Here is a 13,541-nt window from a genome sequence, read left to right as displayed (position 1 = left end):
AGTGTCCCTGCAATGGGACATAAAGGGCTTCGAGTGCCTCAGCCTGACAGAGAAATCTCTCTTTTTAGACACCTTCTTTTGTATGTTTTAAGGATTTCTTATCCTATTTGTGCTTTAATGTCTTCAGACATAGTTTCGTCCACTAAGATACGTCCGCAATGCTCGCAAACGATGATTTTTTTACGTTGACGGATATCTGATTGTCTTTGAGGTGGAATCTTGTTGAAACAACCAGAGCAAGAATCTCTTTCAATGGTTACTACAGCCAAACCATTCTTGTAGTTTTTTCTTAAACGGTTGTAAGCAGTTAGCAATCTCTCTTCAATTTTGCTGTTGTATTTTTCTGCGTCGTTTAATAAAACCTCTTCTTCTTTTTGAGTTTCAGAAGTAATGGTTTCCAATTCTACTTTTTTAGCAGAAAGGTCACCTTTTCTTTCCTCTAAGTTTTGAGAAGCTTTCTCGAATATCTCAGTCTTTGTTTTGATTTCATATTCGTGCTCTCTTATCTTTTTCTCGCAAACCTGAATTTCAAGACCTTGTATCTCAATCTCTTTTGCCAGTGCATCAAATTCGCGATTGTTTTTTACATTATCTTGCTGACCTTCGTATTTTTTAATCAAAGCCTGTGAGTCTTTGATCATGTTTTTTCTGGTAACGATGGCGTCTTCTAAATCGTCCAGTTCGTTTTTGATTTTTTGTATACGAGTTTCAAGGCCAGCCACCTCATCTTCTAAATCAGCAACTTCCATCGGAAGCTCTCCTCTGGTTTGACGGATCTTGTCAATCTTTGTGTGAATTGTTTGCAGTTCGTATAAAGCTTCAAGCTTTTGTTCTACGGTTTGTTCCATTAGGACAAATATTTTATTGGGTTCGTATTCTGTACAGTTAAACGGAGTGCAAATTTAGGAAATTTTTTTTGAATTATTTCCAATAGTAAATGTTGCGTAAATTGTTCACTTTCAAAATGTCCAATATCTGCAATCACGATTTTGTCTTCCGCATCAAAAAACTCATGGTATTTAAAATCGGCAGAGACGTAAACGTCTGCTCCTGCACGGATAGCGTCTTTCAACAAAAAGCTTCCAGCACCTCCACAGACAGCAACTTTTCTAATAGGTTTTTCCAATAGAGGGGTGTGTCTGATGACCTGTGCATTCATCTTTTGTTTCAGACTATGTAAAAATTCAAGGGCATCCATTTCCTGCGGTAATTCGCCAACCATACCTGCACCAACTTCAGAAAAAGCATTTCCCAATGCATAAATATCAAAAGCAGGTTCCTCGTATGGATGAGAATTTATAAGCGTGTTAACCAGTTTTCTCTCTAAATAAGAAGGGAAAATGACTTCAATACGTTTTTCCTCCTCGGTATGTCTTGTGCCAATATTGCCAACATAAGGAGAAGCTCCATCTTTAGCCTTGAAGTTTCCTAAACCATTGGTTTCGTAGCTACACTCTTCATAGTCGCCTATCTGTCCTGCACCGGCAGTAAACAAAGCCTGTTTAACTTGTTCCTTATGTTCGTTAGGAACAAAAGTCACCAGTTTTTTTAGTAGCCCTGTTTTTGGAGCCAAAACCCTGGTATTTATCAGACTTAGCCTGTCGCAAATTCTTTTGCTTACCCCAACATGTACATGGTCTAAATTGGTATGTATAGCATAAATGGCAATATCATGCTTAATGGCTTTGATGACCACACGTTCTACATAATTTTTGCCATTTAGTTTCTTTAAACCCTTAAATACAATGGGATGGTGAGCAATGATGATGTCGAATTGGTTTTCTATAGCCTCGTCAACAACAGCTTCTGTACAATCTAAACAAATAAGAGCATTGCTGATTTCTCTGTTAGGGTCGCCCACAATTAACCCGGCATTATCATATGATTCCTGATAAGCCAAAGGAGCAATTTCTTCAAGATAACCGGTCAGGTCTTTTATTTTCATTTAACAAAGATACAGAAGTACGGTCAGATTTATCCAAGAGACAAAATTCTGGCACTTTCCATCGCCATTTTGTAATTATACTCATTGGCCATGCTTTTGTAGTTAATCAAATCAACAATGGTTCCTATAAAACAAAGACCTACAGTAAAGAAATAAAGTATACCAAGAGCAATCTGGTTGGTCAAAAAACGTTGAATACCTGCAGCTCCAAAGAAGCCCAGCAAAGTAAACAGTAACAGATGCTGAGGATCTCGTCTTTTTCCATCATAAATAACAGAAAAAGTTTTTCTTTGTTCCTCATTCATATTCTTAGTGATCTCTTTCAGGAAAAAAAGTTCCTGGTCAGTAACATTGCTTAAATAGAAGAAATTACTATCCATGGTTAGTCTTAAATTTAGTTTGTAAGAACGTTTTCTTTGTTAGAGTGCAGATTCTGGAAATTATTACAAAAAATGCAAAAAAACCAAGAGGATGCATTTTCCATGATAAACTCCATTGGCCATGCATAAGGTAATGAATAGAGCGCCCCAGCCCGCAGCCCGGACAAAAACTAAACCCCAGCTGGTGAATAGGACATAAAGATATATGTTCCTCGGTAACCTTCATAAAATAAAGCAATAGCATCGCTCCCGAGAAAAAAAGAAGCTCTAATGGGATGTTTTTCAGTGTTTTTAGAGTAATTGGATAATTTTTCATCGATAAAAATATGCAGGTTAAGCATTCTGCTAAAATAACTATACAAAAGAAAAGAACGTTTGTTTGTCCCTTTATGTTTTAGATAATTATAGTCATTTCTTACAGTTTAAACAGGTTTGGCTATATTTGTAAAGAGGATAACGTTGTGAATATTAAGGATATTTTAAAAAGATACAAAGAAGACGAGCGTATAACCGGTTTGTCAAAAGAGCTTAATGGGGCAAAACCAAGAGTGCATTTAAAAGGACTAATAGGTTCTCAGGATGCATTTGTAGCGTCAGCGACTTATTTTATTAACCATAGAAACTTTATTTTTGTACTTCCGGACAGAGAGGAAGCAAATTTCTTTTCGGCCGATTTAGAAAATCTGACAGAAAAAGAAGTATTGCTTTTTCCTTCATCTTTTAGGAAGTCTGCCGATTTTACACAAGTTGATTCTGCGAATGTGTTATTAAGAGCCGAGGTTTTGAGCGAGCTTAATCATCATTCAGAATATGGGCGTTTAATAGTCACCTATCCCGAGGCTTTAGCAGAAAAGGTAATCAACAGAGCTGCTTTAGAAAAAAACACCCTTGAAATTACAGTAAATAATAAACTTAGTATTGATTTTATCAACGAGTTTTTAGTTGAATACGATTTTGAAAGAACCGACTTTGTTTACGAGCCAGGGCAGTTTTCTGTCAGGGGAGGTATTGTCGATATTTTTTCATTCTCGCATGACCTACCTTATAGAATTGAGTTTTTTGGAGACCATATAGAATCTATCCGAACTTTCGAAATAGAAAGTCAGCTTTCAGATGAGCAAGTTCGTTCAGTAACCATTGTGCCTAATGTGCAGTCTAAATTTCTTACCGAGAGTAACGTTTCTTTATTGGAATTTATAGATAGAGACGCCTTGGTTTGGTTTAAAGACGTACAATTTACAGTAGATGTGATTAAATCGGGATATAAGAAAGCGAATGAACTGTGGAAAGCCTTGCCGGTAGCAGATAAGGAAAAGAATCCCGAATGGTTAGATCCTAAATTTACGTTTATTGACGAACGGCTGTTTGCGGAACACATGAATGATTTTCCGGTGATTGAATTTGGAAAACAGTTTTTTTATACGCCTACATCAACTATATCTTTTGACTCTAAACCTCAGCCCTCTTTCAATAAAGATTTTAGCCTGTTGGTGCATAATCTGCATGAGAACGAAAAATCCAATATAGAAAACTATATTCTTACAGATTCACCTAAACAACAAGAGCGTATATTTTCTATACTTTCTGATCTGGATAAGAAGTTAAAGTTTACTCCCTTAAATACCTCTATCAGGGAAGGATTTGTAGATTATGATCAAAAAATAGCTTGTTATACAGACCATCAGATATTTGATCGTTACTATAAGTATAAGTTAAGACGAGGATATGCGAAGTCGCAGGCCATTACACTAAAAGAATTACGGGATTTAAAACCGGGCGATTATATTACGCATATAGATCATGGGGTTGGAAAATACGGTGGTCTGGAAAAAGTGGAGGTGAACGGTAAAGAACAGGAAATGATCAGGCTGATTTATGCCGATAACGATTTGCTGTACGTTAATATCAATTCCCTGAACCGGATCTCAAAATATTCGGGCAAAGATGGTCATATCCCTAAAATGAATAAGCTGGGTACCGAAGCCTGGGATAGATTAAAAAAGACGACTAAAAAAAAAGTTAAAGATATAGCCCGTGACCTGATTAAGCTTTATGCTACCAGAAAGGCACAGGAAGGGATGGCTTTTTCGCCAGATACCTATCTGCAAAATGAGCTGGAAGCATCTTTCATTTATGAAGATACACCCGATCAGGAAAAAGCTACGGCAGATGTAAAAAAAGATATGGAATCTCCGCATCCGATGGATAGGCTGGTGTGTGGAGATGTTGGCTTTGGAAAAACCGAAGTAGCTATCAGGGCTGCATTTAAAGCAGCAACAGATGGCAAACAGGTGGCTATTTTGGTGCCAACCACCATTCTGGCCATGCAGCATTATAAAACATTTACAGAGCGGTTGCAGGGTTTTCCTGTAAATATAGACTATATAAACAGGTTTAAAACAAGTAAACAGGTAAAAGATAGTTTAGAAGCATTAAGACAGGGAAAGGTAGATATACTGATAGGTACCCATAAACTGGTGGGGAAAGAAGTTAAGTTTAAAGATCTGGGCTTGCTGATTATAGATGAAGAGCAGAAGTTTGGCGTGACCGTGAAAGAAAAATTGAAGCAGATGAGGGCCAATGTAGATACACTTACCCTAACTGCTACGCCTATTCCGCGTACATTGCATTTCTCTTTAATGGGCGCCAGGGACTTGTCTATTATACAAACCCCTCCACCAAACAGACAGCCTGTATCAACAGAACTTCATGTTTTTAATGAATCGTTAATTAAAGAAGCGGTTGAGTTTGAGTTGGAAAGAGAAGGACAGGTGTTTTTTATCCATAATAGAGTAGCAGACCTACGCCAGTTAGGAGGGTTAATACAGAAATTAGTACCGAAGGCAAGAATAGCCATTGCCCATGGGCAGTTGGAGGGAGATAAGCTGGAAGATATTATGCTGGATTTTATTGATGGTAAATATGATGTTCTGGTTGCTACAACTATTATAGAAGCTGGTTTAGATGTGCCTAATGCCAATACCATTCTTATCAATCATGCCCACATGTTTGGACTGAGCGACCTTCACCAGATGCGTGGAAGAGTTGGTCGTTCCAATAAAAAAGCATTCTGTTATTTATTGAGTCCGCCATTATCAACTTTAACCCCCGAAGCCAGAAAACGTTTAAGTGCTATTGAAGAATTCTCTGATTTAGGTAGTGGATTTAATGTTGCGATGCGTGATTTAGATATCAGGGGAAGTGGCAATTTATTAGGTGCCGAACAAAGTGGTTTTATTGCTGAGATTGGTTTTGATATGTATCACAAGATTTTGGACGAAGCCATTCATGAACTTAAAGACGAAGAATTTAAAGAACTATTTAAAGACGAAAAGCCAAAACCTTTTGTAAGCTCTACTCAGATAGAAACAGATATGGAATTGCTTATTCCTGACGAATATGTAACCAGTATTCAGGAGCGTTATAATCTGTATACAGAGCTTTCCAAAATAGAAGACAAGGGCGCTCTGAAAGACTTCTCGAGAAAATTACAGGACAGGTTTGGGCCTTTACCAGGACAGGTTAAAGATTTGTTGAGAACGGTAGAGCTGCAATGGCTGGGGAAAGAAATTGGTCTGGAAAAAATCAGTTGGAAAAAAGGAATTCTGCGAGGGTACTTTGTTTCAGACAAACAGTCTAAGTATTTTGAATCAGAAATGTTTGGAAATATTCTACAGTTTGCCCAACAAAACCCCAGAAAGGTAAATCTGAAAGAAGTGAAAAATACCTTAAGGATAGCTGTGGAAGATGTGAATAATATTGATGAAGCCATCTGGGCATTAGAACAGATGAAAGACCCTGTGGTAATATAATAAAGCAAGAGAGCCGAAACATATGTTTCGGCTCTCTCACTTTATATCAAAATTATTTCTTCTATTTCAGGCTAAAAGAACCTCTGCCCATGGTAGCGCCATCAGCGTATAATATTACGCTATAAGTACCAGATTCAAAAGGAACCCGGTTGGTCCAGTCTAGAATATAAGATTTTGTTTCTCCGTTATATTCTACTGCAGTTTTATAAGTGTACTGGAACTCCTGATTGTTTGCGTTAAATATACCGCCTTCTCCAATGATTAAATTTCCGGCCGGATCTATAATTCGCATATAAATATCATGCATTCCCTTTGTGGCAATAGGGTTAGGGTTAATGGTAAAGGCAACCTTTATCTTTTGTGCCGTATTTGCCCTTGTTACCTGTGTCTCTTTTCCGTTAGATTTTACCTTAAAGCTGGCAATCTCTATAGAGCTGGTTTTTAAAGCAGCGCCTTCTCGTACTTTAACATTCAGCGAGTCATTTGCCTTAGAAAGATTTTGAGCCACTCTGCTTACGTTGTCTACCTGACTACGTAAACTGTCTCTTTCAGACGTGAGCACAGCATTCTTTTGTTCCAAAGTCTCTATGTCTTTGGTGTACTTCGTGACGAAATACCTAAGTTGTGTAACATCTTCTTTGGCCTTTTCCAGTTCGCGGGCTGTAAGCTGACCTTTGTTAAGTGCAACCCTAAGCTGCGCTATTTTAGCCTTTAGTTCCTCTTCTTTAGCCTTTAAATCATCAGAAAGATGTATGGTAGTAGTATTGGCTTGTTCCAGTTCAAGCTCAAGCTTTTCAAGTTCAGCCTGTAAAGCAGTTCTTTCCTCGCTTACAGTTACAATTCTTTTATCTGATTTGTTTTTTTGAAAGAACAAATAGGCATTGGTTCCCAATAAAGCCACAATAACGGCTATCAGGAAATAAATTTTACTCGTATCTTTCTTTTTTTGCTCTTTGGTTTCCATGTTAAAAATTTGTGCGGTTGTTCAGTTTAAAGCATTTAGCTACAAAAATTATTCCATTTGGTTACATAAGTGGCGAAAATAAAAAAAACGTTTGAATAAGAGGCAGAATAAAAAGTAATATCCTAAAAGTAATTGCAATGATGATTGCTTTTCCACGTTCTCATTGTTTGTTTATCTTTACATCCTTTAAAGACGAAGAATAGATTTTAATGAAAAATACAAGCAGGTGTCTAATCCTTTTTATAGTGTTGTTTTTTTATAGCACTTTAAGAAGCAATGCACAAACAGAAAACCCAAAAAGAGAATTCAGAGGCGTATGGATTGCTACCGTAGCCAATATAGATTGGCCCTCCAAAACGGTGAGAGATGCGCAACAACAAAAGCAGGATTTGATAGCTATTCTGGATCAGCATCAGAAACAGGGAATAAATGCAGTTATGTTCCAGATCAGGCCTGCGGCAGATGCATTGTATGCCAAATCAGAAGAGCCCTGGTCGCAATGGTTAACCGGAGTTCAGGGGCAAAAACCACAACCTTTTTACGATCCTTTGGAATTTGCAATTGCCGAATGCCATAAAAGAGGAATGGAGTTACATGCCTGGTTTAACCCGTACAGAGCTACATTTGACGCAACCAGTGCTATACACGAAAGTCATATTACCAAAAAGAAACCCAGTTGGTTCTTCTCTTACGGAGGCAAAAAGCTATTTAATCCGGGAATACCCGAAGTGCGGGAATACATTACAAAAGTTATCCTGAATGTAGTTGAAAACTACGATATAGACGGCGTACATTTTGATGATTATTTTTATCCCTATGCTATCAAAGGACAGGTAATTAACGATGCAGCGGCCTTTGCTAAGTATAACCCCAATAATCTTTCTTTGGCCGACTGGCGTAGGTATAATGTAGATGAGTTAATTAAAATGGTTGCCGATAGTATCAAGAACCATAAAGAATATGTGAAATTTGGTATCAGCCCTTTTGGTATCTGGCAAAATAAAAGACAAAGCCTAGAAGGATCGGAAACAAGTGGAGGCGATTCTTTCCATGGCTTATATGCCGATTCCAGAAAATGGGTAAAAGAAGGATGGATAGACTATATAAATCCCCAGATTTATTGGTCCTTTGCTTCTGCCCCGGCACCTTATGCTAAACTGGTAGATTGGTGGTCAGAAAATGCATATGGTAAACACCTGTATATTGGGCATGGTGCATACCGTATTAATGATGCCCGGGATTATGCATGGAGAGATCCCCGTCAAATTCCGGATCAGATAGAATACAACCGTAAAAATCCAAGAGTACAGGGCAGTATTTACTTTAGCTCTAAATCTTTAACCACTAACAAGCTGGGTGTAGCAGATTCGTTGAGTAATCATTATTATAAATATCCTGCTTTACCACCCGTAATGTTGTGGATAGACTCTATAGCGCCTTACAATCCGCAGAACCTGTTGGCACTGCAAACAGACAAGAGCGTACTGTTGTCGTGGAAACAGCCTTTGCCATCAAAAGATCACCAAAAAGTATATGGTTTTGTAGTTTATAGATTTAAAGAAGACGAAGATATTGATCTGGATAAGGCAGAAGCTATAAGAAATATATATTATTCAAATATTACATCCTGGGAAGATCTGGATGTGGTAAAAGGAGAAACTTATAAATATGTGATAACAGCAATAGATCGTATGAAAAATGAAAGTGAGTATTCCATACCAGTAGTTATTACTATTAAATAAAACACGAAAACATAATGAAACCGATAAAGACGGGGTTGCTGGCGTATGGTATGTCTGGCAAGGTATTTCATGCTCCATTTATAGAGCAGCATCCCGATTTTGAACTGACAAGTATTGTAGAGCGGTCCAAAGATCAGGCTATAAAGGATTATCCGAATATAAAACACCTGAAAGAAATAGATGATTTACTGGCCGATGAATCTATAGAGCTTGTAATTGTTAATACGCCTAACTTTACCCATTACCAGCTTGCTAAAGAAGCTCTTAATGCAGGGAAACATGTGTTGATAGAGAAACCCATGTCTGTTTTGAGAAGAGAAGCAGAAGATCTTTTTGCTTTAGCCTATCGTAAGAACCTGAAAATAATGGTTTATCAGAACAGGAGATTTAACAGTGATTTTTTGTCTGTTTCCGAAGTCTTAAATAGTGGACGCCTGGGGAAAATTGTTGAAGTACATTTTAGATTTGATAGGTACAGGACTGCTATAGGGCCTAAATATTTCAAAGAAAACCCAATGCCAGGTTCCGGTATTTTATACGATTTAGGAGCGCATCTTATAGATCAGGCGATCAGTCTGTTTGGGATGCCCCTGGATTTTATAAAAACCTACGGCTGTAACCGTCCAGATTCGCAGGTTGATGACTATGCCAATGTACATTTAAAATATAAAAACGGACTAAATGTATACCTGACGGCTAATCTTTTAGTTGCAGATGAAGGGCCTGCCTATATCATACACGGTACTCAGGGTACTTATTCTAAGGGAAAGACAGATGTGCAGGAAGATCAGCTTTTAGCAGGAATGAAACCTTTGGATAAAGGTTTTGGTATAGAAAAAGAAGGTTCGGAGGGAAGGTTGGTGACTATAGATGAAAATAACGAAAAACAGGTTGAAGCTATAAAAGCGCCATTAGGCAATTATATGGGACTGTTTGATGAAGTGTCTGCAACCATTAGACAAGACAAAGATTATTTTGTAAAACAACAGGAAATATTAGCCCAGATAGATGTTTTAGAAAAATAATTAGCTGATTATTAGTAGGGTTGTGCTAAACTTGTAGAAAAGCTATTGCAAATAGAAACAAATGTTTATATTTGCACTCCCAATCGCAAGGAAAGGGTTAAAAGGTCTGGTAGTTCAGCTGGTTAGATTATCCCGACATGTCGGGAGGGTCGCAGGTTCGAAGACAGTACCTTTTGAAAGTTTAGAATATTGGTCTGGTAGTTCAGCTGGTTAGAATACATGCCTGTCACGCATGGGGTCGCGGGTTCGAGTCCCGTCCAGACCGCTAAAGGTTAGCTTTTTAAGCTAGCCTTTTTTTGTTTATACCCCTTTATATTGCTCCAAGTGTTTTTCGCCTCCTTTCACCATCTTTTTTGTTATCTGACTTTCCCGAATAGGATAGATAAAGCCCTTGTTTTGTCAGCATATTTTGCTTATATTAGGTATTCCAGTCAATAACAACGTAAAAAGTAAAAGCCGTACTTTTTCTGTCAACCAGTATCGTATTTTCCAATTTATAAGTCCCACTCAAGTCCCACATAACTCCCAGTTAAGTCCCACTCAAGTCCCGGTTTACTATATACTTATTATATACTTACTTTACCCTTACTGTATACTTGCTATACTTATTCTTTACCTTGGGTATACTTTTTGGTTAGTGAGTCTTGGATAAAAGAGTTAATAAAGGGTAAGAAACAGCTAATAAAAGAGCAAATAGACTCCTAATGTGGTCAGTTGCAGGTAGCAAGTTTGTAGTAGCCCCAGAAAACTGACATAACAATATATGGGATTCTTTTATTTATGCTTGTTTCCTATTCTTGCCAAGACTAATATAAACTATAAGCCCACTACATGTTGCAAAAAACATAACGCCAACCATAGGTATAGCTGTGTTGTTGTGGAAATAGCTTACCAAAGCAGAGGTAAATGCACCTAGTGCCATTTGGATACACCCCAATAGGGCAGATGCACTGCCTGCCAGTTCTCTGAAAGGAGCTAGCGCCAATGCAGATGTATTGGGGAATATAAAGCCCTGACAGCAGAGATAAAAAAATATACAGCCAATGATTAAAGGAAGGGTAATGTAGCCGGATAGAGTGGCTATCAGCATGCCCAGAGATACAGCTACCTGAACATAGTTGGCTACTAAAGAAATTTGGGCGCTTGACCATCTGTTTAGCAAAAATCTGTTGATTTGCGTAGCTATAATTAAAGCTGATGATATAAAGGCAAATGCGGTACCGTATTGTGATGCGCTTAACCCAAAATATTCCTGCATAACAAATGAGGAACCGGCAAGATAGGCGTATAATCCGCTGGAGGCGAAGCTGCCTATCAGACAATATTTAAGAAAGTCCGGATTTTTTAATACTGACCAAAAGTTTTTGGAAACATCAGCAGGTTTTAAGGATAGCGATGCATTTCCCTGGTAGGACTCTGGAAGAATAAATAGAGTTCCCAATAAAATAATGAGGCCTATAAGGGTTAATATGATAAAGATGATGTGCCATTCGAAATGATTGAGTACAAATGCACCAACGCTAGGCGCTAAGATAGGTGATATACCTACTACAAGCATGAGCAAACTGAATATTTTAGCAGATTCTTTGGCATCATAATAATCTCTAACCATTGCTCTGGAAGCTACCATTCCACAACAACCGCCCAGAGCCTGTATAAGCCTGAATAAAATAAGATAATCTGCACTATTGGTAACTGCGCAAAATAATGAGGCGGCAATGTAGATGACTAAGCCTGCAATCAGCGGTTTTTTGCGTCCAAATTTATCCAGTAAGGGTCCATATATCATTTGACCTATGGCCACGCCAATAAAATAGGAGGTAAGCGAAAGTTGTATCTTTTCTACAGAAGTATTCAGGTCGCCTGCCATGTCCCCAAACGCCGGAAGGTACATGTCTATAGAAAATGGACTTATTGCTGTAAGGAGGCCTAAGAAAAGTAGAATAAGGAATCTTTGTGTTTTGCTCTTATCTTTCATACATAAAAAAGAGGCTAAGAGATGCTGAGATTTTGCAAAATGCAGAAAACCTGCTGGATGCCCCGTGAAATTATAAGTGGGCAAATTTACTTAAAAAATATGAAAGGGGTTTGGAACTGTGCTGAATTATTGGGCTGCGGTAAATAGTTCGAGAGCTTTACCCACCATTCTGTCTGAGCTATTGAGTACTTTATGGAAGCCTTCTTCTTTAAAATAATATCTGGCCATTAAGGCTTTGATTTCTTTTTTTAGTTTGGGTGTGCTTCTGGTAATATCACCGGGGCTGTAGTCAACTCCTTTTTCTTTTGCAAAAGATACAAATTTACCAATAACGTCATTAGATACGTTAAAGTACCTTTGGAAATCATCTGAAGAGCGGTATTTTACAGGTTGCTTGTTATTAATCAGAAACCTGTAGGTAAACTCAAGCAGAAGGTTATTTTCGTTGACCTTTCTATAGAATTCCGTAAGATAAGAGGTGTCTATCGGGATAAAATAATCGGGTGTAATACCGCATCCCGAAAATACTTCGCGGCCTTTACTTGTTTTAAATGCTTTATGGTCAGAATCTTGTTTCAGGGTGTCTTCAATAGAAAACTCGCCTTTGTTAAAACGGTTTAATAGATCCTGTTTGTATTCTGCAGAGCCTCTGTCGTATGATTTCTGTATAGACCTTCCTGAGGGGGTAAAGTACCTGGCAACGGTAAGGTTCATGGCAGAGCCATCCTCAAAAGCAAATTGCTCCTGAACTAATCCTTTTCCATAAGACCTTCTGCCAATAATATGGCCCCTGTCTAAATCCTGTACGGCTCCGGCTACAATTTCGCTAGCAGAGGCTGTATGTTCGTCAATCAGAATAGCTAATTTACCATTTTCGAAGATACCGTAATTAGTTGCTCTGTAGTCCGTTCTTGGTTCATGCAGGCCCTTTGTGTAAACAATAAGTTCATTGTCTCTCAAAAACTGATCTGCCATGCCGGTGGCTGCACTTAGGTACCCGCCTCCGTTTCCACGTAAATCAAGAATCAGGTTTTTCATTCCCTTTTTTTCCAGTTTACTGAGTTCGTTGGCAAAGTCTTCTTCAGTCCGTACATCAAATTTGCTGATTTTAACAAAAGCTGTTTCCGGGTTAATCATGTAGGCAATATCAATACTGCTTACTGTTATCTGGTCTCTTACAATAGAAAAACTCCGGGGAGTATTGCTTCCATAGCGTAGTACAGAAACCTCTACAGCACTTCCTCTTTTGCCTTTAAGCTTATTTACCAGATTATAGGCCAGTAGTCCTTTTCCGGTTAAAGCTTCTCCGTTTACGGCTATAATTTTATCGCCTTTTAAAAGGCCGGCTTTTTCAGAGGGGCCGCTGGGTCTTACTGAAGTTATAAATATGGTATCAGAAAGTAAATAGTATTCAATACCTATTCCTTCAAAGTTTCCTTCCAAACTTTCTGACTGTTTTTTGGCTTGTGTAGGTGGCAGGTAAATAGAATGTGGGTCTAAATGATCTAGTATTTCGCCAATGGCCAGGTTCTCCAGTGAGTCAACATTTACAGAATCTACATAGTTTTTTCTGATCAGGTTTAATACCCGGTTCACCTTGTTGTTTTTACCGAAATCGAAGTCCATAAGATTCCCTCCAACCATTTGTTGGTCGTATCTAACTCCTAAAATGAAGCTAAATATCATAACGCAAAG

10 protein-coding genes and 1 tRNA gene are annotated in these 13,541 nt (G+C 38.2%); 4 read left to right on the top strand and 7 right to left on the bottom strand.

What is annotated here, in order from left to right; all coding sequences use genetic code 11:
* Positions 1-98: 98 nt before the first annotated feature.
* Genes ACFSAH_RS03400 through ACFSAH_RS03385 form a run of 4 tightly spaced genes read right to left on the bottom strand, consistent with a single transcriptional unit; the run spans position 99 to position 2,551 of the window.
* Entirely contained in the window at positions 99-848 is a 750-nt protein-coding gene (locus tag ACFSAH_RS03400) for a zinc ribbon domain-containing protein (protein WP_379661288.1), read from the bottom strand.
* Positions 848-1,945 carry a Nif3-like dinuclear metal center hexameric protein gene (locus ACFSAH_RS03395; protein ID WP_379661287.1) on the bottom strand — a complete coding sequence of 366 codons (1,098 nt, stop codon included), beginning with the start codon at positions 1,943-1,945 and terminating at the stop codon, positions 848-850. Before ACFSAH_RS03395 ends, ACFSAH_RS03400 begins: the two co-directional genes overlap by 1 nt.
* Positions 1,946-1,974: 29 nt before the next feature.
* Positions 1,975-2,325, bottom strand: coding sequence for a TM2 domain-containing protein (locus ACFSAH_RS03390; RefSeq protein ID WP_379661286.1), 351 nt, complete (start codon positions 2,323-2,325; stop codon positions 1,975-1,977).
* Positions 2,318-2,551, bottom strand: a complete 234-nt coding sequence (locus ACFSAH_RS03385; protein ID WP_379661602.1) for a DUF2752 domain-containing protein — start codon at positions 2,549-2,551, stop codon at positions 2,318-2,320. Before ACFSAH_RS03385 ends, ACFSAH_RS03390 begins: the two co-directional genes overlap by 8 nt.
* 235 nt (positions 2,552-2,786) lie before the next feature.
* On the opposite strand from ACFSAH_RS03385, the gene mfd reads away from it, so the two are divergent.
* The gene (gene mfd, locus ACFSAH_RS03380) at positions 2,787-6,137 is read left to right on the top strand and encodes a transcription-repair coupling factor (protein WP_379661285.1); all 3,351 of its coding nucleotides are present in this window, start codon (positions 2,787-2,789) and stop codon (positions 6,135-6,137) included.
* A gap of 61 nt (positions 6,138-6,198) precedes the next feature.
* On the opposite strand, the gene ACFSAH_RS03375 is transcribed toward mfd, so the two are convergent.
* Complete coding sequence (locus ACFSAH_RS03375; protein WP_379661284.1) at positions 6,199-7,101, bottom strand: hypothetical protein; 903 nt, start codon at positions 7,099-7,101, stop codon at positions 6,199-6,201.
* Positions 7,102-7,310: 209 nt separating this feature from the next.
* Here ACFSAH_RS03375 and ACFSAH_RS03370 point away from each other — a divergent pair, with 209 nt between their 5' ends.
* The 3 genes from ACFSAH_RS03370 to ACFSAH_RS03360 all read left to right on the top strand — a co-directional run bounded on the left by ACFSAH_RS03370 (position 7,311) and on the right by ACFSAH_RS03360 (position 10,133).
* A complete protein-coding gene (locus tag ACFSAH_RS03370; protein ID WP_379661283.1) occupies positions 7,311-8,843 on the top strand; it encodes a glycoside hydrolase family 10-like protein in 1,533 nt (510 codons plus the stop codon).
* Between the two features lie 14 nt (positions 8,844-8,857).
* Positions 8,858-9,868, top strand: coding sequence for a Gfo/Idh/MocA family protein (locus tag ACFSAH_RS03365; protein WP_379661282.1), 1,011 nt, complete (start codon positions 8,858-8,860; stop codon positions 9,866-9,868).
* 191 nt (positions 9,869-10,059) lie between these two features.
* Positions 10,060-10,133, top strand: a tRNA-Asp gene (locus tag ACFSAH_RS03360).
* A gap of 513 nt (positions 10,134-10,646) precedes the next feature.
* Here the strand turns inward: ACFSAH_RS03360 and ACFSAH_RS03355 are convergent.
* Together ACFSAH_RS03355 and ACFSAH_RS03350 are read right to left on the bottom strand one after the other, a co-directional pair.
* On the bottom strand, positions 10,647-11,846 hold the full coding sequence (locus tag ACFSAH_RS03355) for a multidrug effflux MFS transporter (RefSeq protein WP_379661281.1): 1,200 nt from the start codon (positions 11,844-11,846) through the stop codon (positions 10,647-10,649).
* Positions 11,847-11,972: 126 nt separating this feature from the next.
* The gene (locus ACFSAH_RS03350) at positions 11,973-13,532 is read right to left on the bottom strand and encodes a S41 family peptidase (RefSeq protein WP_379661280.1); all 1,560 of its coding nucleotides are present in this window, start codon (positions 13,530-13,532) and stop codon (positions 11,973-11,975) included.
* Between the last annotated feature and the right edge of the window lie 9 nt (positions 13,533-13,541).

The organism is Pseudopedobacter beijingensis, assembly GCF_042678145.1.
Taxonomy (GTDB): domain Bacteria; phylum Bacteroidota; class Bacteroidia; order Sphingobacteriales; family Sphingobacteriaceae; genus Pseudopedobacter; species Pseudopedobacter beijingensis.
The sequence above is the reverse complement of the archived record's forward strand: the minus strand, read 5'-3'. Positions and strand labels throughout refer to the sequence as shown.